Source organism: uncultured Polaribacter sp. (assembly GCF_947497695.1).
Classification (GTDB): Bacteria; Bacteroidota; Bacteroidia; order Flavobacteriales; family Flavobacteriaceae; genus Polaribacter.
On the sequence record NZ_CANMHM010000001.1, the window covers coordinates 219,046 to 239,757 of the forward strand.

The 20,712-nt window shown below is 28.3% G+C and carries 24 protein-coding genes; 6 read left to right on the top strand and 18 right to left on the bottom strand.

Annotated elements, in window-relative coordinates:
* Positions 1-42 precede the first annotated feature (42 nt).
* From Q0731_RS00940 to Q0731_RS00950, 3 genes are all read right to left on the bottom strand, one after another.
* Positions 43-546, bottom strand: coding sequence for a mechanosensitive ion channel domain-containing protein (locus Q0731_RS00940; RefSeq protein ID WP_299058771.1), 504 nt, complete (start codon positions 544-546; stop codon positions 43-45).
* A gap of 10 nt (positions 547-556) precedes the next feature.
* Positions 557-1,066, bottom strand: a complete 510-nt coding sequence (locus Q0731_RS00945; RefSeq protein WP_299058773.1) for an acyl-CoA thioesterase — start codon at positions 1,064-1,066, stop codon at positions 557-559.
* 81 nt (positions 1,067-1,147) lie between these two features.
* Positions 1,148-2,053 carry an SPOR domain-containing protein gene (locus tag Q0731_RS00950; protein WP_299058775.1) on the bottom strand — a complete coding sequence of 302 codons (906 nt, stop codon included), beginning with the start codon at positions 2,051-2,053 and terminating at the stop codon, positions 1,148-1,150.
* A gap of 95 nt (positions 2,054-2,148) precedes the next feature.
* Here Q0731_RS00950 and dprA point away from each other — a divergent pair, with 95 nt between their 5' ends.
* Together dprA and Q0731_RS00960 are read left to right on the top strand one after the other, a co-directional pair.
* Positions 2,149-3,249, top strand: coding sequence for a DNA-processing protein DprA (dprA, locus tag Q0731_RS00955; RefSeq protein ID WP_299058776.1), 1,101 nt, complete (start codon positions 2,149-2,151; stop codon positions 3,247-3,249).
* Positions 3,250-3,285: 36 nt separating this feature from the next.
* Positions 3,286-4,353 (top strand): hypothetical protein, encoded by a 1,068-nt coding sequence (locus Q0731_RS00960; protein ID WP_299058778.1) that lies wholly within the window; start codon positions 3,286-3,288, stop codon positions 4,351-4,353.
* Between the two features lie 178 nt (positions 4,354-4,531).
* On the opposite strand, the gene Q0731_RS00965 is transcribed toward Q0731_RS00960, so the two are convergent.
* From Q0731_RS00965 to Q0731_RS01035, 15 genes are all read right to left on the bottom strand, one after another.
* Entirely contained in the window at positions 4,532-5,389 is an 858-nt protein-coding gene (locus tag Q0731_RS00965; RefSeq protein ID WP_299058780.1) for a DMT family transporter, read from the bottom strand.
* Positions 5,390-5,499: 110 nt separating this feature from the next.
* The gene (locus tag Q0731_RS00970; RefSeq protein WP_299058782.1) at positions 5,500-6,480 is read right to left on the bottom strand and encodes an acyl-ACP desaturase; all 981 of its coding nucleotides are present in this window, start codon (positions 6,478-6,480) and stop codon (positions 5,500-5,502) included.
* 5 nt (positions 6,481-6,485) lie between these two features.
* The gene (locus Q0731_RS00975; protein WP_299058784.1) at positions 6,486-7,214 is read right to left on the bottom strand and encodes a lysophospholipid acyltransferase family protein; all 729 of its coding nucleotides are present in this window, start codon (positions 7,212-7,214) and stop codon (positions 6,486-6,488) included.
* 3 nt (positions 7,215-7,217) lie between these two features.
* Positions 7,218-7,640: a hypothetical protein gene (locus Q0731_RS00980; protein ID WP_299058786.1), complete on the bottom strand. Its 423-nt coding sequence runs from the start codon at positions 7,638-7,640 to the stop codon at positions 7,218-7,220.
* Between the two features lie 130 nt (positions 7,641-7,770).
* Positions 7,771-9,339, bottom strand: coding sequence for a glucose-6-phosphate isomerase (gene pgi, locus Q0731_RS00985; RefSeq protein ID WP_299058788.1), 1,569 nt, complete (start codon positions 9,337-9,339; stop codon positions 7,771-7,773).
* Between the two features lie 4 nt (positions 9,340-9,343).
* Positions 9,344-10,606 (bottom strand): peptidoglycan DD-metalloendopeptidase family protein, encoded by a 1,263-nt coding sequence (locus Q0731_RS00990; protein WP_299058790.1) that lies wholly within the window; start codon positions 10,604-10,606, stop codon positions 9,344-9,346.
* A 112-nt stretch (positions 10,607-10,718) separates the two neighbouring features.
* Entirely contained in the window at positions 10,719-11,489 is a 771-nt protein-coding gene (locus Q0731_RS00995; protein WP_299058793.1) for a DUF3108 domain-containing protein, read from the bottom strand.
* 179 nt (positions 11,490-11,668) lie between these two features.
* A complete protein-coding gene (locus tag Q0731_RS01000) occupies positions 11,669-12,586 on the bottom strand; it encodes a tryptophan 2,3-dioxygenase family protein (RefSeq protein ID WP_299058795.1) in 918 nt (305 codons plus the stop codon).
* A gap of 361 nt (positions 12,587-12,947) precedes the next feature.
* A complete protein-coding gene (locus tag Q0731_RS01005; RefSeq protein WP_299058797.1) occupies positions 12,948-13,454 on the bottom strand; it encodes a ferritin in 507 nt (168 codons plus the stop codon).
* A gap of 109 nt (positions 13,455-13,563) precedes the next feature.
* Positions 13,564-13,851 carry a hypothetical protein gene (locus Q0731_RS01010; protein WP_299058799.1) on the bottom strand — a complete coding sequence of 96 codons (288 nt, stop codon included), beginning with the start codon at positions 13,849-13,851 and terminating at the stop codon, positions 13,564-13,566.
* 197 nt (positions 13,852-14,048) lie between these two features.
* A complete protein-coding gene (locus tag Q0731_RS01015; RefSeq protein WP_299058801.1) occupies positions 14,049-14,285 on the bottom strand; it encodes a NifU family protein in 237 nt (78 codons plus the stop codon).
* Positions 14,286-14,290: 5 nt separating this feature from the next.
* Complete coding sequence (locus Q0731_RS01020) at positions 14,291-15,430, bottom strand: Mrp/NBP35 family ATP-binding protein (RefSeq protein ID WP_299058803.1); 1,140 nt, start codon at positions 15,428-15,430, stop codon at positions 14,291-14,293.
* 148 nt (positions 15,431-15,578) lie between these two features.
* Positions 15,579-15,914, bottom strand: a complete 336-nt coding sequence (locus tag Q0731_RS01025) for an MGMT family protein (RefSeq protein ID WP_299058805.1) — start codon at positions 15,912-15,914, stop codon at positions 15,579-15,581.
* A 166-nt stretch (positions 15,915-16,080) separates the two neighbouring features.
* Positions 16,081-16,752, bottom strand: coding sequence for a tRNA (guanosine(46)-N7)-methyltransferase TrmB (gene trmB, locus Q0731_RS01030; RefSeq protein ID WP_299058807.1), 672 nt, complete (start codon positions 16,750-16,752; stop codon positions 16,081-16,083).
* A gap of 10 nt (positions 16,753-16,762) precedes the next feature.
* Positions 16,763-16,984, bottom strand: coding sequence for a hypothetical protein (locus tag Q0731_RS01035; protein WP_299058809.1), 222 nt, complete (start codon positions 16,982-16,984; stop codon positions 16,763-16,765).
* Between the two features lie 41 nt (positions 16,985-17,025).
* On the opposite strand from Q0731_RS01035, the gene Q0731_RS01040 reads away from it, so the two are divergent.
* The 4 genes from Q0731_RS01040 to gmk all read left to right on the top strand — a co-directional run bounded on the left by Q0731_RS01040 (position 17,026) and on the right by gmk (position 20,526).
* Positions 17,026-17,955 carry a DUF6427 family protein gene (locus Q0731_RS01040; protein WP_299058811.1) on the top strand — a complete coding sequence of 310 codons (930 nt, stop codon included), beginning with the start codon at positions 17,026-17,028 and terminating at the stop codon, positions 17,953-17,955.
* 98 nt (positions 17,956-18,053) lie between these two features.
* Positions 18,054-18,950 carry a DMT family transporter gene (locus Q0731_RS01045; RefSeq protein ID WP_299058813.1) on the top strand — a complete coding sequence of 299 codons (897 nt, stop codon included), beginning with the start codon at positions 18,054-18,056 and terminating at the stop codon, positions 18,948-18,950.
* A gap of 36 nt (positions 18,951-18,986) precedes the next feature.
* Entirely contained in the window at positions 18,987-19,853 is an 867-nt protein-coding gene (locus Q0731_RS01050) for a YicC/YloC family endoribonuclease (protein WP_299058815.1), read from the top strand.
* 94 nt (positions 19,854-19,947) lie between these two features.
* Positions 19,948-20,526: a guanylate kinase gene (gmk, locus tag Q0731_RS01055; RefSeq protein WP_299058818.1), complete on the top strand. Its 579-nt coding sequence runs from the start codon at positions 19,948-19,950 to the stop codon at positions 20,524-20,526.
* Positions 20,527-20,712 lie beyond the last annotated feature (186 nt).

The window sequence follows — 20,712 nt, forward strand, 5'->3', positions numbered from 1 at the left end:
TAGTTAGAAGTAAAAAAAAATGAAAATTAAACATTACATTTACTACAATGGCTGAGGAGAATATTTGATATTTTTTTGAAGAATAATTGAATTAGGAAGTGTAATCAATTCTTTTTCTGGTGTTCTTAATGTGATAAAAAATGCACCAATATCTCTAATTTCTCCAGTAATATTATTATCTTTTTCTAAAATAGTAATAAAATCTCCAATCTTTACAGGATAATTAATATATAAAATAATGCCAGCAGTTATGTTAGATAAAATAGACCATTGAGCAAAAAAAGCAATGCCTAAAATAGTTAAAAAAGAAGAAACATAAATTAATAATTGCTGTTCATCTACTCCCCAAATAAAAGCAACTACAACAATTACAGTTAAATACATTAAAATTGAAATAATTTTATTGGTAACAACAATCCTTGCATTCTGAAATCCAAATTTTAACTGAATTTTTCGAAGCGATTTTGTAATAAAAAACCGTAAAATAAAAGCCACAGCAATAACAATAACAGATTCTAAAATTTTAAAATGATTTAAAAATTCCATAGTTTTATATTTATTTAAACAAAGCTTTTAATGCAGTAGCTTCATTTGGGTTTAATTTTCCTGCCAAAACCAAGCTTAATTCTTTACGTCTTAAAGCACCTTCATAACGTTCTTTTTCTAGATCTGTTTCTGGTATTATTTGTGGCACAGCAACAGGTTTTCCTTTCTCATCAACAGCAACAAAAGTATAAATACCTTCGTTTACTTTTGTTCTAGATCTAGAGGCTAAATCTTCTATCCAAACATCCACATAAATTTCCATAGAAGACTTAAAAGCTCTTGATGCTTTAGCTTCTATAGTAACCACACTTCCCATGGGTACAGCCTTAGAAAATGCAACATGATTTACAGACGCAGTAACTACAATTCTTCTAGAGTGTCTTCTAGCAGCAATACTACAAGCTCTATCCATTCTTGCTAATAATTCGCCACCAAAAAGGTTGTCTAAATAATTGGTATCACCAGGTAACACTAAATCTGTAAGTACTGTTAAAGATTGTTTTGGCGTTTTTGCTTCCATCAAAAAATATTTTTGGTAAAGATAACATTCAGATTTTTAAAAAAGAATATTAAAAACGATAAAGAAAAAATGTGATTTCGTTTACTTTTTAATCAACAACCAAGCACCTTTAGATACTGTCTTTTGTATTTTGTAAAGATTGTTTGTAGCTTCGTTTCTATCTGAATAACTACTAAATGAAACTTGAGTAAGTCCCCATTTATTGACCCCAATTATTTTGGCATCATAACCTTTTGCTTGCAATTGTTTTACTTTTTTTTCTGCGTTTTGTACAAATTTAAAAGCACCTGCTACAATATGATAAGGTTTAGAGATTTCTTTAACAACATTTAAACGAATCGTTGGTAAAGGATTAGAAATTACAAACGTTGCAGTTTGTATCTTTTTTTGAAGTATTTTTTCTTGTGTTGCTATGGTTTCTTTTTCTTGTTTATTTTGATAACCATTGTAACCTGCAAAACTTAATGTTAATAAAATGGCAGCTGTTGCAGCAATTTTTATAAACAAAGGAACTCGTTTCTCCTCTTCTTTTTCAACAATAGGTACAAAAGGTTTTGCTTGTTGTTTGTATCTAGAAATTGATGAAGAAGCTACTGTTGTTAAACCAAAAGATGCTGTTAAATAATTAACTTTGGTATTAGGTTCAAAAACAATTTTTTTATCTTCAGATAAAGATAAAATCCCTAAATTTTCTAGGGTAACAAATTTAGATTGCAACTCATTTTGCCAATTGGTTACAGACAAAGAAATGGCTGTACAAGCTTGCTCAAAAGACATTTTCTCTGCAGAAGCAACATAATTAGCCAACAAACCATCATTATGTTTTAACAAATTATTAAATGAAATTTGTTTTGTTGGTGGGGTAAAAGTATGAGAATAGCTATTTATTTTTGCACCAATTTTGTTGGTTACAAAACCACCAAAATTGGGTACAATTACACAATCGTATCTGTATAATAAATCGTTAATATAATTGGCTAAATTCATTGAAACAAATATATAATTTTTACGACCCTGTAAAATAAAGTTCGGTAATAATTATCAACAAAATTTTTATATATTGGTTGTCAAATTGTTATGTATTGAAAGACGAAAAACTACTTGCCATCTTAAGATTGCAAAAAAGCAAAGCTATAGGAGATATTCTTGCCAAGAAACTCATTGTAAATGTGGGAGATGTCTCTCAAATTTTTAAAGAAAAAGCAACATCTTTATCAAAAATAAACGGAATAGGAAATCACGTACTAAAACACCTTTTTGATGAAAAAAACGTCAAATTAGCAGCACAAGAGTTCAAATATATAAAAGATAATAACATTGCTTTTTCGTATTTTTTAGAAGATGATTACCCAAAAAATTTACAACATTGTATAGACAGCCCAATTCTATTATTTAAAGATGGAAATATCGATTTTTCTAACCAAAAAATTATTTCAATTGTTGGTACAAGAAATATCAGTTCTTATGGTCGTGATTTTTGCCTTCAATTTATCAAAGAAATTGCCCAATACAATCCTATAATTGTAAGTGGTTTTGCTTATGGTGTAGATATTTGTGCACACAAAGCAGCCATCAAAAATAATTTACAAACTATTGCTGTTTTGGCTCATGGTTTTGAACAAATTTATCCAAAGGTTCATAAAAAATACATCCATCAAGTAAATGAAAATGGTGGCTTTTTAACCGAATTTTGGAGTGAAGAAGATCCTTTAAGAGAAAACTTTTTAAAACGAAATAGAATTGTTGCAGGCATTTCTAAGGCAACAATTATTATAGAATCTGCATCTAAAGGAGGCTCTTTAGTTACAGCAGATATTGCCAATTCTTATAATAAAGATGTATTTGCTGTACCTGGCAGAACTACAGATATTTATAGCAAAGGCTGTAATAGTTTAATAAAAAACAACAGGGCACATTTACTAAATTCTGCTAGTGATGTTGTAAAAATGCTCAATTGGGATGTTGAAGAAAAACCCAAATTAATTCAGAAACAATTGTTTTTAGAATTAAATGAAAACGAACAAAAAATATACGATTTTTTACATCAAAAGGGGCAACAAGTATTAGATGTAATTTCTTTAGAATGTAATATCCCAATTTATCAATTGTCATCCATTTTACTACAAATGGAATTAAACGGCATCGCAAAACCATTGCCAGGTAAGATGTTTGAAATTGTGTAAATTTAATGCGTATTTTTGTAGAATACCCCATCAATAATGAAAGAAAAGAAAAAATTAATTTCTAGAAAAAAACCAACTTTTCCTGTAAATGAAGAGTTAGCTGGTTTTCTAAAAAAACATAATAGAAGTACTAAAATTAGTATTTTATATGATGATTTACTGCGTTTTCAAGGTGCAATTTCTGTTTTTGATAAAAATGATAAAGACACACTTTGGGTAAGTACTTATTATTCTGAATTTGATAAAATAGAAATAGATTTAAGCCTAAAAAAAATATACACATTATTACATTCTGATGGAAATGAAAACACCATTCCGTTTTTAAATATTGATGCCATTGATTTCTGTACGTTTGGTAATTCTAAACCCTTTAGAATAAAAGTTAGAAATATTTTAAATGATAATTTTACCTATTTTTATGTAAAACAAGCAGATGCTTCTCGTATTTATGGTTTAGAATTAGAACATATACTATCTCCTTATACCATGAATTATTTGGTGTATAAAGACACTTTAATAGAAGAGCATATTTCTGGTATTCCTGGAGATGATTTTATAGCCAATACACTTCCAAACTGTACTGAGTTAGAAAAATCTCAAATAGCCAAAGAGTTTGTAAAATTTAAAGAACGTTGCTTTATTCGTCTTTTGGGTGATATGCGTTCTTACAATTACGTAATTACACCTATTCACGATTTTGATAAAATTGTTTATAAAGTTAGAGCCATTGATTTTGACCAACAATCTTTTGAAGGAAACTTAAAAGTGTACAACCTACAATTTATGAAAGAAAATTTTAGAATGGTAGAAATGGTTAGCAAAAAATTACAAAATAGCTCCATTCATCAATATCAAATTGAAGAGCGATCTTATATTGCAAAAAGAATGATTAGCTCTCCAGATAGAACTGCTCATATTATTAGATGTATGAAAAATGACACGATTTCTTTTCCAGAAAATGTAGCACTTCTAAAAAAACACCTTATAAAATATGTTGGTGATGTAGAGTTTAAAAAATGCAAAAACATGGGCGAAGTTTTAGAAACCGTTTTAGCATTTGTAAAACGTAATTATTTAGATATCAGTAATAAAGAATTATTTTAATTTTTTTAGAAGCTATTTCCAGCTTTCCACTATATCTTTTTGCTGAAAAAGCAAAAAGGATGCCGTTTCAATCTGGGCTACAACTTGTTTGCCAACTTATTGTCATTCTATGTAAAACAGTAATCTAAAACAGTTTTTTATGGATTCCTGCCTTTGTCAGAATCACAATTAAAGAACATCATTTCTTACTTCTTATACTTTCAATAACAACCGTTAATAAAATTAAACTTCCACCAATATAGGTATTAAAACTTGGTACTTCATTTACAAATATATAGGCAATAATAATTCCAAATATTGGCTGTACACTACTAATAATACTTGCTGTAGCCACAGAAAAATGTTTTAAAGAATACACCAACATTGTATGGCCAATTGCAGTAGTTAATAATGCAACTAACACCAAAAGTGGCAGTTGACTTTCAATATTAGAAAAATCACTAAAAAATAATACAGGTATTAATAATACAGAAACAATAATCATTTGATGCAGCATTAACATACTTCCGTTATAATTTTTAACATGCTTTTTTAAAGTCAGATTTCTAAGAGAATAACAAAAGGCAGAAAAAATTCCGAATAAAATTCCTTTTAAATATTGGTTCTCTAAAGATAAATCTGGCACTAACATATACACACCCAACAAAACTAAAAAAGCAAGTAAAACATGCACAGGATTTAGCTTTTGCTTTGAAAAAAAAGGCTCAAGTAAAGCAGTTATTACAGGAAACGTAAACATAGACAGCATACCAATTGCAACATTAGAGAGCTTTAAAGCATAAAAATAAGTTACCCAATGTGCAGCCATAAAAAAACCACTGACCAAAAAAGAAATAAAATCTTTTTTAGAGCTAATTTTTAAATCGATTTTTTTGAATCTACAAAAAATATAAATAAATACAGTAGCTAAACTTGCTCTACAAAATATAATTAGTTCTGGGGCTAAAGCAATATACTTACCCAATACACCAGAAGTACTTATAAAAAGTGTACCTAAAAGTAGAAGTAAAACATTTTTTCCGTGAGAATTTTCCATTATATAGTCATCTAAGTTGTAAAGAAATATCAAAAAAACTCTTCAAATTTAAAAATCTGAAGAGTTGATATATGTTTAACTAAACATTCATTTAGGTAGTATTAAAAAAACTAAGCGGGTAACATCCACTTAAAATTAAATTTTGTATCAGGCACTACAATTCTTTCTGTAATTCTATACATTCTGTCTGGTAATTTCATTAAATAATCTCTTGCTTTTTCTGCTTCAGGAGTTAAGTTTGTAATCTTATCTATTTCCCAAGCAGTATTTAATTTTTTTAGAATATCTACATAATCAAAACCTGTATAAACCCCAACTCTTTGTGCTACAGAAGAAAAATCATCAAACAAACTTCCTTTTGCTCCAAATGATTCTCTTAAATGCATTGCTGGCATTACTATTTTGTATTTCATCATGTGTTGAAAAGCCAACATCATTTCAGAAGCATCTATCTTAAAAATTTCTTTAACAAATTCTGTATAGGCTTGGTGATGACGCATTTCATCCCCAGCAATAATTTTAGACATTTTTGCCAATGCTTTGTGTCCTTTTTTACGTGCAATTTTAGCTACATTATTATGAGAAACATAAGTTGCCAATTCTTGAAAACTGGTATACACAAAGTTTTTGTAAGGATCTGTAGAAGTACCAATATCAAAACCATCTGCTATTAAATGTTGTGTAGAAATTTCAACTTCACGCATATTTACACGTCCAGACAAGTATAAGTATTTATTTAAAACATCTCCATGTCTGTTTTCTTCTGCAGTCCAAGTTCTTACCCATTTTGCCCAGCTATTATCTGGGTCTTGGCAAACCCCATCTAAATCTAATAACCAAGATTCATAAGTTGGTAATGCTTCTTCAGTAATGGTATCTCCAACTAAAACTACCCAAAAATCATCATGTAATTCTTTAGATAATTCTCTAATTTCTTCTACTTCTGTAATAAAAGAATCTTTTTGAGAGTTTGGTAAAAAGTCTGTTGGTTGCCAAATTTTTTCTGCCGGTATTAAATACTTATCCATAAAAGTATCCATACTTTTCTCTAACGTAAGCATTACTTCCTTTCTAATATTTTTTATAGACATTGTTTTTATTTTATATGTTCTTTAATAACTGATTCTGTTTTTTCTAACAATTCATCAAACGGTAATGAATCTATTTTAATAGGCTTGTGTGCAGTAATTGTAATTGGATTTCCTATACCTAAAGGAAATTTGCCATACTTAAAAATTTGCCAAGAATTGTTTATGGTTAAAGGCACAATATAACCATCTTTATTAAATTTGGTTATTACCTTTAATCCACTTGTGGCAAAACGTTTAGGCACACCATCTTTACTTCTAGTTCCTTCAGGAAAAATAACGCCACTCCATTTATTTTTATTGATTCTTTTTCCAAATTTAATCAACTCACTAATAGATTGTTTGGAATCATTTCTATCAATTAATGCTGCACCTCCTTTTTTTAAATTATAAGATACACTTGGTGCTCCTTTACCCAACTCTATCTTTGCAACAAATTTAGGATTATACTTTCTAAAATACCAACCTATTGGTGGAATATCTGCAATTGCCTGATGATTTGCAACAAAAATAATTGAAGTATTTTCTGGTATTTTATGTTTGTTAATTACACGAACTGTTACCCCAATTATTAACATAGATTTTACTAAGCAATAATTTAAAGCAGCTACTACTTTTGCATGTCCTTTTTGTCCGAATAAATTAAAACTCAACCATTGAAATGGATGAAAAATAATTAATAAAAGCGTAAAAGAAAATACAAAAATTGGTGATAATATGTAACTTAAAAACTTCATATTTTAAAACCAATTACTCCAAGGAATTCTTGATAGTATTAATAACAATGCTACTCCATAAAAAATAGCAAATGTTTTAAATTTTGCATTATCTCTAATTTTCTTTTTGTGCTTAGACCAACCAATTGTAATTAGTATAATAGCAATAATCATTGTAATAGGATGCTCTACTGCTAATAATCTGGCTGCTTTATTTCCCATAACTTCTGCACCATTTTCTTTTAAAGCTTTAAACCAAGGCGACATAAAGTACCAACCCAAACCAATTAATAACTGAATATGAGATAAAATTAAGGTAAATAACCCTAGTCTTAAATCTTTATCTTTAAACTCTTTTTTTTGTGTGAACCCTAATATTGCATTTACAACGGTAAATAATAAAATTGCAAGTACTAAATATGCCCAATATGAGTGTAATTCTTTCATTTTTTTATGATTTTTATAATCCTGTAAAGTTACAAATTTATATATAAATTATCTGTTAAAATAAACCACCTAAATGTTTGTTATGTGATATTAACTTTAAATTTTAATTAGAATCTTTTAAGATTAAAAACTATTGTTTGTTCAATAATTTATTTGCCAATTCTTTTCCTAATTCTACCCCAAATTGATCGTAACTATAAATATTCCATACAATACCTTGTGTATAAATTTTATGTTCATATAAAGCAATTAACTTTCCTAAAGATTTTGGAGTTAATTTATCAAAAAGAATGGCGTTACTTGGTCTGTTTCCTTCAAAAACTTTAAAAGGTAAAAGGGTTTCAATTTTAGCTTCGTTACCAGAAGTTTTTAATTCTAAATGCACTTCTTCTTTTGTTTTACCAAAAGCCAAAGCTTCCATTTGCCCATAATAATTGGCCATTAATTTTTTATGATGATCTGTTAAACCATATAAAGATTCTTTATAACCAATAAAATCTGCAGGAATTAACTTTGTACCTTGATGCACCAATTGCATAAAAGCATGCTGCATGTTTGTACCTGTGCTACCCCAAACAATAGTGCCTGTTTGGTAGTCTATTGTATCTCCATTTCTATCTACACCTTTACCATTACTTTCCATAATAGCTTGTTGTAAATAATCTGGTAGCTTTTTTAAATATTGAGAATAAGGTAAAACAGCCTCTGTTTCTGCTCCGTAAAAGTTATTATACCAAACACTTAACAAGGCCAAAATAACTGGAATGTTTTGGTCGAAATCTGTATTTTTATAATGCAAATCCATCTCTTCTGCTCCTTCTAACAACTCCTTGTAGTTATCATAACCAACAGACAAACTGATGGATAAACCTACAGCAGACCAAAGTGAAAAACGACCTCCAACCCAATTCCACATTGTAAAAACGTTGCTTTTATCAATCCCGAAATTAACAACTGCTTCTAAATTTGTAGAAACAGCCACAAAATGTTTTGGAATATCAAAAATGGTTGCAGATTTTAAAAACCAATTTTTAAGCGTTTCTGCATTTGTAATGGTTTCTTGAGTAGTAAATGTTTTAGATACAATTACAAAAAGTGTTGTTTCAGGATTTAATTCTTTAATAATTTCAGAAACATGATCACCATCTATATTAGATACAAAATGAGTTGTTAACTGATTTTTATAATATTTTAAAGATTCTACAACCATATCTGGACCTAAATCAGATCCTCCAATACCAATATTTACAATATCTGTAATCGATTTACCTGTGTATCCTTTCCATTTTCCAGAAATTACCTTGTTAGAAAAACTTTTAATTTTTCTAAGAGCAGCTTGTATTTGTGGTTTTATATTTTTTCCATTAACTAAAATAGGTTCTTCAGATGAACTTCTTAAAGCAGTATGTAAAACAGATCTACCTTCTGTTGCATTTATTATTTCACCAGAAAATTGTTTTTCTATTGCATCTTTTAAATCAACCTCTTCTGCTAATTTAACTAATAAATTGATTGTTTCTTTTGTGATTCTATTTTTAGAAAAATCGACTGATAAATCGTTTAATTTCAGAGAAAAATCTTGTTTTCTATTTACTTCTTTATCTAAATTTTTTATATTGATATTTTTAATATCATTAAAATGATTAGATAATGCTGTCCAAGCAGTTGTTGTAGTTGGGTTGATGTTTTTTAAAGCCATATTTTCAATTTTGTGCTATAGTTTCTATAGCATCTGGTTTTTTAGCAGGGAGTACTTTATTTTGAAGCTGATATTTTAAAGGTCTTATAAACTCTAAATATCTAGGTTTCATACTTTTTTTTAGAGGTTCTGCAGATGGTAATTTTTCTTTAAAAGGGTCTACTTGTTTACCATGTTTCCAAAAACGGTAACAAACATGTGGTCCACCTGTATTTCCAGTCATTCCTACCCAACCAATTACATCTCCTTGTTTTACATATTGTCCTTTTTTTACCTTACGTTTTCTCATATGTAAGTATTGTGTAGAATAGGTGCTGTTATGTTTAATTTTTACATAATTACCATTGCCACCTCTTCTTGCAGATTCAGAAACAGTACCACTTGCTGTTGCTAAAATTGGTGTTCCTATTTTGGCTGCAAAATCGGTACCTCTGTGAGGTTTAATTTTGTTTCCATAATAGGCAATTCTTCTTCTTAAATTATACCTAGAGGATATTCTATATTGAAACTTAATAGGAGATTTTAAAAATTGACTACGAAGCATGTTTCCTTTTTCATCATAATATTCTGATACGCCTTTAATAGAATCTACCATAAATTTAAAAGCAAATAAATCTTGCCCTTTGTGTTTAAATACTGCCGATTTTACATCTCCATAACCAGCAGATAAAGTGTCATTTATAAACTTTTCTTCGTAAATAAATTTAAAGGAATCTCCTTTCTGAAGTTTATAGAAATCTAAAGTCCAAGCATATATATCTGCAATTTTATAGGTTAAGTTAGGTTTTAATTTTAAACTATCCATTGTAATAGATAAATTAGAATTGATAACACCTTCTGCAATTTTTACAACTGTTTTAATTGGTTTTTTATGCAGTTTAGCAACAATTAGCGAATCTTTAAAATCTACAATAGTGGCATCAATTTTATTGTGTTTGTATATAAAAACTTGTGCTTTTTTAATTGAATCTTTACTTGCTAAAATGGTGTAAGGTTTGCCAACTCTTACTTTTCTTACATCAAAAACATCTTTAATAGTATGTGCTATTTTATTTATTTTTGGAGATATTACATGGTGCTTGTCTAAAATAGCTCCAAAACTGTCTCCTTTTTGTATGGTATCTTGTATTACATTAAAATCATCTAAATTATAACCAAACCTAATTTCAGGTATTTTTTTTTCAAGTTTAATATCAGGACTTTTGCTTGTGTTTTTACAAGATAAAAAAAAAGCAATAAACAGTAAAAAGGGGAGTGTTTTTTTCAAGAAAGCGTATCATTAATTATATCTTTCAAAAATACAAATAAAAAAGTTTTTTTTAGGTATCTAAAGGTATGAAGTTGTAATAACTATTTTTTTAAAAAATGAAATTTAAAAACTATTCAGCAACAAACGTGTTAGTTAATCCTTTGTATTGCTCTAATTCTGCTCTAAGAGAACCAACTGCTAAATCTGCTTTCATCTTAATAGGAATTTTATTAGCATCATCAGTAATCCACATTGTTACACTTTCTTGTGCTTTAAATATTCTACCAGATTGTACTAAAGGTCTAAAAATCATTGTTTTTACTTTGCCAAATTTTGTTTTTAAAACTTCTCTACCTAAAAATCGTAATTTAAAAGGATATACTTGAGAATCTAGAAACATATCAATTGCTATTTCCTCTCCTTTATTCATGTTTTTAACATCTCTGTTTCTTAAATAATAAAAAGAAGAAAGTACATCTTGTACTTTATCAAATGCAACAGAAGTGTCTTTTTGACTGTTAAAATCTTGGGTATAAGCTTTTTTAGAATTGTAGTTAAATGATGTTATTCTGTTTTTTTTATAACCCCCTTCATCTATTTTTCTTTTAAAAAGGTAAGGTTTTATAGTGTCTTTATCAAAATAAGATTCATAAGTATCATCTACTTTAAAAAACCATTTTATCATTCCAGTAGTCCAACCAGTCCCTTTTGTGTAGAACACTTTTTTACCATTTAAACTGGTTTCTTTTACTTCTAAAACTGCTGTTCCTGCTCTTAAAAAGCCACTATAACTCATTTTATAACGTAAAGATTCTCCGCTTTTAAAAGCTACTTTTTTTTCTTGACTAAATGTGGTTGTCAAAAATAATAGAGTAAAAAATAATAGGACTTGTTTTTTCATAGTATTCAAACTTATAAAAAAGTAATGACAATTACCATTCCAAAATAAAAAAAGTCATTTACAAATAGCTTATAAGAGACTTTTTATGATAATATTAGGGTTCTGTTAAAAGCAGTTTTACTTTTATTAACTAATAAGGTCTATTATTTTGCAACGTTTTAAAATTGAATTTTATGAACTTAAAAAGTTCCCCAATTTTTTAATTCATCTTCATTCCATAAATATGGAAAAAATATTCTACGTTGGTATTTTGGGTGCATATATTTACGCCAACTACTGCCTCCTGTTGCTTCTAAATCTTTCTCTTTTCCTCCTAAATATTTACCTGCAGCATTGTAATGAGCCATTACCCATTTTACATTTACAGTATAATCATAATGACGCATTGCTTTTATTAAATCTTGGTTTTCTTGTACTTTTTTTGGAAGTTGTTGAAATTTTTTAGAAAGATTAATATCATCATAATCTTCCATAAAATCGATAAAATCTCCTAAATATTTTTTTTCAAAAAGATTTAATAGGGTCGATTTTTGACCTGTTGTATAATTTTTACCTGCAGCTTGCCAATACAAATGATTGTATGCATTTTTAAATGAAGAATTTTTGTTGATAGAATCTCTATAACGTACATCTATTAAATTGATGATTTCTGTGGATGCAAATTCAATTTTACGATATTGTGCTGATTGAAAACCACTTGCAGGAGTTAATGTATTTCTAAATTTTAAGTATTGCTCTTTTTCCATGCCATTTGCCATAACGTTGAAAGAATTACACAGCATATCAAAATAGTTGCTAATTCTAGCTAAATGCATAGAAAATTTATCTGCAGAAACTTTAATTGTTTTAGCTACTTGGTCTATTTCCCACAAAACCATTTTAAACAACAACTCATTTACTTGATGATACATGATAAATACCATTTCATCTGGTTGTGTTGTTCTTGGTGTTTGTAAACCTAAAAGAGCATCTGTTTGTATATAATCCCAATAGGTAATTGGTGTACTCCAAAGCAAACCCTCTAACATAGAATCTACAGGAACGCCTAAGGTATCGTACTTTTCTTCTATTGCTTTTAAAATTTCGTCTCTTTTCATTTTACTCTTTTCCTTCTAGGTTTCTAAAACCTAGTTGGTATATTTTTTATAATTGATAAATAATTGTAATCTTTTAAAGGCAATAAAACTACTATTCTTTTTGTAATTACTAAAGTACAAAATAAATAAAGACCTTTTAGTTTTTAAAAATTTGAAAGTCTGAAAAAGAACAAATATGAAATAGAACTCATTTAAGATTACGTTTTATAAAAAATAGTAAAACAACTAATTTATAAATCTTTGAATTGATTTTTTTGAATTAGAAAATTATATAAGAAATGTTTGTTAACCTGACATTAAAAATTGAACAAAAAAAACCGAAACTAAAAAGTTTCGGTTTTTCAATAAGTGAATCAGTAAATTATTCTGTAGGGATTCTTTCATCTATCATTTTTAATGGCATATCTCCCATTAAATCGATCATGCCTAAAATACTTCTTAAAGTGTCTTCTTCTTCTACTTGTTCAGTTACAAACCATTGTAAAAATACTTCAGAAGCATAATCACCTGTATTTCTTGCCGCTTTAAAACATTTATAAATAGACTCTGTAACTTTAATTTCTTGTTCTAGAGAAGCTTCAAAAATTTGTGTTAAACTTTCAAAATCGTTATTTACTGTTGGTATAGATGGAGAAATTGCAGCACCACCTGTTGTATTTACAAAGTTAAAAATTTTCATACCATGTGCTCTCTCTTCTTCTGCTTGGTTATAGAAAAAAGTTTTACTATTTGTATAATCTCTTTGATCGCACCAAGAAGCCATAGCTAAATAAGTGGCAGAGGCATGCATTTCTAATGCTATTTGTTGGTTTAACAAATCCATAACTTCTGTTTGGATTGTCATTTCTTTTCTTATGGCTGTTTTCATATCATTGAGGTATTTAACTACCCAAAGATACAGAAAAATAGTGTTAAAAAGTTGTTATAAAAGTATTTATAGGTAGTCTAAATAAAAAGGAATAGTAGTTTAACTACCTTTAAAGAGAACTGAAACAAAAATCTAATTCTTCTTTTAAATCTATTAATTTTGGTATTTCTAAAAAAAGTAAATGTTTTCTATCTGCTACAAACAACAATACAAAATTTTCATTTTGAATACTATTTTCTAACGCTTCTGAAGTTGTTAATGCTCTTACTTTATCTCTTAATTGTAGTATTTGTGGAAAAGTTAATTGCATAATTTTATCATCTACCTTTAATTGATAGCTGCAAAAAGTATGTTTTTTAAGTTGAATGTTAAAAGTTACATCACATAGTAAATCCATGTTGCAAATATAATTATTATTTAGAATAATTAAAAATAAATATTTGATCAATTTTAACTCTAAATCTCATTAAAATTATAATGTGTTTTTATAATCTCAATATTCGCGTTAGGGATTGAAACGGCATCCTTTTTTTGAGGTACGAAAAAAAAGATATAGTGAAAAGCCCGACCTTTTTAGGGAACGCCCAAAATATTTTAAGCTACGTTAATAACCTCTTCTATTTGTGGTGCATACTTTTTAATGGTTGCCTCAACGCCATTTTTTAAGGTCATTTGGTTTACAGAACAACTGTTGCAAGCCCCAACTAATTGTACTTTTACAATGGTATCTTCTATTGATAAAAGGTTGATATTGCCTCCATCGCTTATTAAAAACGGGCGAATTTCATCTAATGCTTTTTCAACATTACTTAATGTTTCTTGTGGTGTCATAATTTCTATTTTTTCACGGCACTACATCCACTCATTGTTGTAATTCTAACAACTTCTGTTGGAGGTAAATTTTCGTTTCTTTGTATCAACTCTGCAAGCATTTCTTTAGAAATATCATGAAATGACTTTTCTAAAATAGTTCCGTTTTGTAGTGCTACAGGATGACCAACATCACCAGCTTCTCTAATACTTTGTACTAAAGGTATTTCGCCTAAAAACTTGGTATTAATATCTTCTGCTAAGTTTTTTGCACCATCTTTACCAAAGATATAGTATTTATTGTTTGGTAATTCTTCAGGTGTAAAAAATGCCATATTTTCTACAATTCCTAAAACGGGTACATTAATATTTTTTTGTTGAAACATAGCAACACCTTTTTTAGCATCTGCCAAAGCAATATTTTGCGGTGTACTTACTACTACTGCACCATTTATTGGTAAGGCTTGTACAATTGATAAATGTACATCTCCTGTTCCTGGAGGTAAATCTATTAGTAAAAAATCTAACTCGCCCCAATTACCATCAAAAATTAGTTGTTTTAGTGCTTTTGATGCCATTGGTCCACGCCAAATTACAGCTTCGTTAGGATTTGTAAAAAAGCCTAAAGACAATAATTTGACTCCATAATTTTCTACGGGTTGCATTTTAGAACGCCCATCTACTTGTACAGAAAGTGGTTTTGCCTTTTCTACATCGAACATAATATGTTGCGATGGTCCATAAATATCTGCATCTAAAACCCCTACATTAAACCCCATTTTTGCTAATGAAATTGCAAGGTTTGATGTAATTGTAGATTTACCAACACCTCCTTTACCAGAAGCAATAGCAATAATATTTTTAATATTAGGTATTGGTTTACCTTTAATTAAATTTGGGTTTTCTTTAGGAGCTGGCTTTGCTACTTTTACGTTTACTTTTACAGTAATTTGCTCACCAACATTGGTTTTAATTGCTTTGCTAATTTCTGTTTCTATTTTCTTTTTTGCTTGTAAAGTTGGGTTGTTAATAGTCACATCTACCTCAACTTCATCGCCAAAAGTAACAACGTTTGTAACATTATTATTTTCTATTAAACTTTTACCTTCTCCAGGAGCAGTAATTGTTTCTAATGCCTTATATATGTCTTGCTTTTTAAAACTCACGTCTTATTTTTATTTAATCTTGATTGCAAAGATACGTCTAACTATTCAAAAAATAAAGCTTGTAGATTATGATTATTGATGTGTTTATAATTGGAAATTATGGACACTATTTGTGATTATTTGTAAATTTTTAAAAAATTAGGAAATATTAGGGTAACTCCTTTATAGGATCCCAAAATACTGTTTCTAAATCTTGAATTTGGTTATCTATAACAACAATCCCTTCATTTTCTAGTAATTGTTGCATTAAATTAGTGCCATTAAAATGATGTTTGCCAGTAAGTAATCCTTTTTTGTTTACAACTCTGTGTGCAGGAACTTCTTCTAGTTGTGTATGTGAATTATTCATTGCCCAACCCACCATTCTTGCAGATCTTGCTGCTCCTAAATAAGTGGCAATTGCTCCATAACTGGTTACTTTTCCAAAGGGAATTAAACGTGCAACTTGATACACTTTTTCAAAAAAATTATCTGATTCTTTCACTTTGTGAAGATAGTAGTTATTTCTCAGAGATTCAAAGAGGTAAAAAGCAGAATTTCTCGAAGTCTAAAAAAAAGTGACACAGATTTCAAGGAATCTCACTGGTAATTTTATTGGAAAAGAATAAAAATTCATTAATAGATTACTTGGTTCCTAACAATAACTTAAATTAATATTTTAATTTAAATTTAATATAGGTAATTGGCTTATCTACTTCTAAATATTGCTTTTCGTAAAAAGTTTGGGTTTCTGTAACTTCAACGGGTGCTCCTTCGTTTTTATAAACGGTATGATTTGCATACAGAACCTCATGACCTTCTCCATGTAACAAACCTAAAGTATAACCATGCATAAATTCTGAATCTGTTTTCAAATTCATAATTCCGTTTTCATTTAAAATATGATGGTATTTTTTTAGAAAACTAGCATTGGTCATTCTGTGTTTTGTTCGCTGAAATTTTATTTGTGGATCTGGGAAAGTAATCCAAATTTCTGAAACTTCATTTTCAGCAAAAATAAAATCGACCAACTCAATTTGAGTTCTTACAAAAGCAACATTATCTAAGTTTTCTTCAATAGCAGTTTTTGCACCTCGCCAAAAACGTGCCCCTTTAATATCGATGCCAATATAGTTTTTATTTGGATTTTTTTGAGCCAGAGCAATGGTATATTCTCCTTTACCACAGCCTAACTCTACAACAATAGGGTTGTTGTTACCAAAAAAAGAATGCCATTTACTTTTTAAAGAAAAGTTAGTGACAACTTCTTCTCTAGTTGGCTGAATGACATTTTTAAACGTTTCATTTTCTTTGAATCGTTTCAGTTTATTTTTGCTTCCCAAAAGTGTAGTATTATGCTCTGTCTTCTGTACCTTCTTTTACAAATTTTCTAGATTGCCCCATCCAATATGCAAATAAAACTAACAAAACTACTAAAAACCCCCAGTTTACTGCATTAGAAATCCACCATCCAAAATCTGCATGTGCTACACTTTTGCGTAACATATCAAAAGGAAGAAATAATAAATCTGTAAATAAACTACCAATTATTCTAAAAATATTGCTTGCTATCATAACTTAATTATCTTTACAGTGCAAAAATAACAAAAGAAACAATGCTAGCCAATTTTTTAGCGAAATCTAAACCAATCAATTTTATAATTTATTTTATATTATTTCTTTGTTTCTTTTTAATCACAGCTTTTTCATATCTTTTGAATGAGCAATTTGAGTGGTACAAAGTGTTTGAGTGTGTTTCTTACTTTATACTTTTTCTATTTATTTTTTTTATTTATCATCTTTTAGTGTCAAAAAACAGGTTAACATTTGATCATTCTTATGCTTTTTTCCTTTTTATTTTAACAATAACACTTTTTATTTTTAAGTTATTCGATTTTAAAGCCTTATTTGCCCTCTTATTATACTTGTTTTTTTTAAGAAAAGTTTACAACTTACAGTATTCAAAAAATATCATAAAAAAAGTGTTTGACAGTGGTTTTTGGCTTGGTATTTTGTTTATTATAGAACCTTTTTCAATTTTCTTTTTTATTTTAATATTTACGTCCATTTTATTACATCAAAGAGCTACAATAAATACCGTTTTTACTGCTATAGTTGGTTTTGCTTCGCCTTTAATTATATATTTAGCTTATTTATTTTGGAATGATTCACCTGAAAAATTTATACAATCATTTCGTTTAGATATTTTTAATCATGCTATTTTTTATATAGAAAGTTATTCTTTCTGGATTTTTTGCGTGCTTCTTTTATTAACCATCTACTCTTTATTTGCAAAATCTTTACGAGCATTTTCTGTAAATAATTTGTTTAAAAAAAGCTGGCTAATTTTAATTGTAAATTTAATTATTGCTGTTATTTTTACTTTATTCATTTCTCAAAACAATGGATATGAAATTACCTTCTTACTAGTACCTTGTTCTATAATTATTGCAAACGGATTTGAAACTATTAAAAAAAATAGTATTAAAAGCGTATTGATTACTTTATTGTTGTTAGCAACTTTATTAACTTTTTTCTTTTCTTAGTTTTTAAAAAACGCTGAAAATATATTTTGATTTTTTTTACACCCTAGATTAAAATTTATCATCAACTTTGCTTATTATTTAGTAGCTATAAATCTTTTATGAATCAAAGAACATTAGCATTAATTGCTGTTTCTATAGGCACTTTAATTTATGGTGTTAATTATACAATTGCCAAAGAAGTAATGCCTCTTTATTTAAAACCATTTGCTTTTATTGTAATAAGAGTTAGTGGTGCTACAATCATATTTTGGCTTTTAGGTTTATTTGTAAAAAACGAAAAAATAGATAAAGTAGATTATAAGAATATTTTATTTGCTTCTTTTTTTGGCGTTGGGTTAAATATGCTTTCTTTTTTTAAAGGTTTAAGTTTAACTACCCCAATAAGTGCCTCTGTAATTATGGTAATTACACCAATTATGGTGCTTATTTTTTCTAGTATCATAATTAAAAAAGCAATCGGTAAACAAAGAATTTTAGGAATTATTATAGGACTAATTGGAGCAGTTTTATTAATTACTTATGGCAATGCCTCTAATGGAAGTGCTACAAATAGTAACTTGGGTAACTTTCTAGTTTTTGTAAATGCTACTTCTTATGGTTTGTACTTAGTATTAGCCAAAAAATTAATTACAAAATATCATCCTATTGTATTTGTAAAATGGTTTTATTTATTCGGATTAATTTTTGTAATTCCTTTTGGTTTTAGTGAATTAAATGAAGTTGTATGGCAAAAAATACCGACTAATATTTATTGGAATATTGGCTTTGTAATTATTTTTACCACTTGTATTACTTATCTTTTTAACTTGTATGGTTTGTCTAAATTAAAACCAACAACAGTTAGTGTTTTTACTTATTTACAACCTGTAATTGCAACAATTTATGCATTAATTGTTGGCAGTGATTCGTTAAATTTTATAAAAGTTGGGGCAACATTACTCATCTTTTTAGGCGTCTATTTAGTTACCAAACAAGTAGAAAATTCTGTTAAATAAAAACTATATTTGCCCTTCATTAAAAATGTATCTTTTATGATTCAATCTATGACTGGTTATGGTAAAGCTGTATTGCAATTACCAACAAAAAAAGTAACCATAGAAATTAAATCTTTAAACAGTAAAAACCTCGATTTAAACGTAAGAATTCCATCTTACTACAAAGAAAAAGAATTATCTGTTCGTAAAAAATTAGCAAGTGCTTTAGTTCGTGGAAAAGTAGATTTTTCAATTTTTGTTGAAATGACTGCTGATGAAACTTCAACTACAGTTAATAAAAGTGTTGTAAAACAATATATAGAGCAACTTAAAAATACAGTTGAAACTGGTAGAGCATCTGATGTTGAGTTGTTAAAAATGGCCATAAGAATGCCCGATGCTTTAAAAACAGAACGTGAGGAATTAGATGAAAACGAATGGAATAGCATCAACCAAAACATAGATATTGCTATAAGAGATATTGTACAATATAGAGTAGATGAAGCTGCTTCTTTAGAGGTTGATTTTAAAGAAAGAATTGCAAACATAAAAACCTATTTAGATGAAGTAAAAGCGTTAGATGCTGATAGAATTGAAAACGTAAAAACCCGTTTAAGAAAGGCAATTAACGATTTAAAAGTAGATATAGATGAAAATCGTTTTGAACAAGAATTGATTTATTATCTAGAAAAATTAGATATCAATGAAGAAAAAGTGCGTTTGGCAAATCATTTAGATTATTTCTTACAAACTTTAGCTTCAGAAGATTCTAATGGTAAAAAATTAGGGTTTATTATGCAAGAAATGGGACGAGAAATAAACACAACTGGTTCTAAAGCCAATTTTGCTCCGATGCAAAAAGCAGTAATTCAAATGAAAAATGAATTGGAGCAGATTAAAGAGCAAATTTTAAATGTGCTTTAAGCTTTGCTTAAATCAAGCTGAACTTGTTTCAGCTTTTTAGTATTAAATAAAAAAGATGCTGAAATAAATTCAGCATGACAAATAATAAAATTATATGTCAGATTTTAAAGGAAAATTATTCGTATTCTCAGCACCTTCTGGTTCTGGTAAAACAACTATTGTTCGTCATTTATTAAAACAAAAACGTTTTAATTTAGAGTTTTCTATTTCTGCTACTTCTAGACAACCTAGAGGAGAAGAAAAACATGGAGAGGATTATTATTTTATCAATTTAAGAGAATTTAAAGATAAAATTAAAAGCGATGAATTTTTGGAATGGGAAGAAGTATATAGAGATAATTTTTATGGAACTTTAAAAAGTGAAGTAGAACGAATTTGGGCATTAAAAAAACACGTTATTTTTGATATTGATGTTGTTGGTGGATTAAGAATTAAGCATAAATTTCCAAACGAAACACTAGCCGTTTTTGTAAAACCCCCAAGTGTAGACGAATTAAAAATTCGTTTAAAAAAACGTTCTACAGAAAGTGAAGACAAGATAAATATGCGTATTGCAAAAGCTTCTGTAGAATTAGCAACTGCACCTCAGTTTGATAAAATAATAAAAAATTATATTTTAGAAGATGCTTTAAAGGAAGCTGATGATTTGGTTAGTGGTTTTTTAGAGCTGTAAGGAAAACAGAATTAAAAGGAAACTAGAAACAAAAATAAGTTTTTAAAAAGTTTGTCATCCTGAAAAGATCTTTTAATAGTAACATTATTTTCATGTAAATTGTTGTCAAAATTCTGTCAGTTCAAGTGATTTTAACTCTTTTTTGTTGAAATTGTATCGAGCACATTCTGTAATTAAATAATAAAA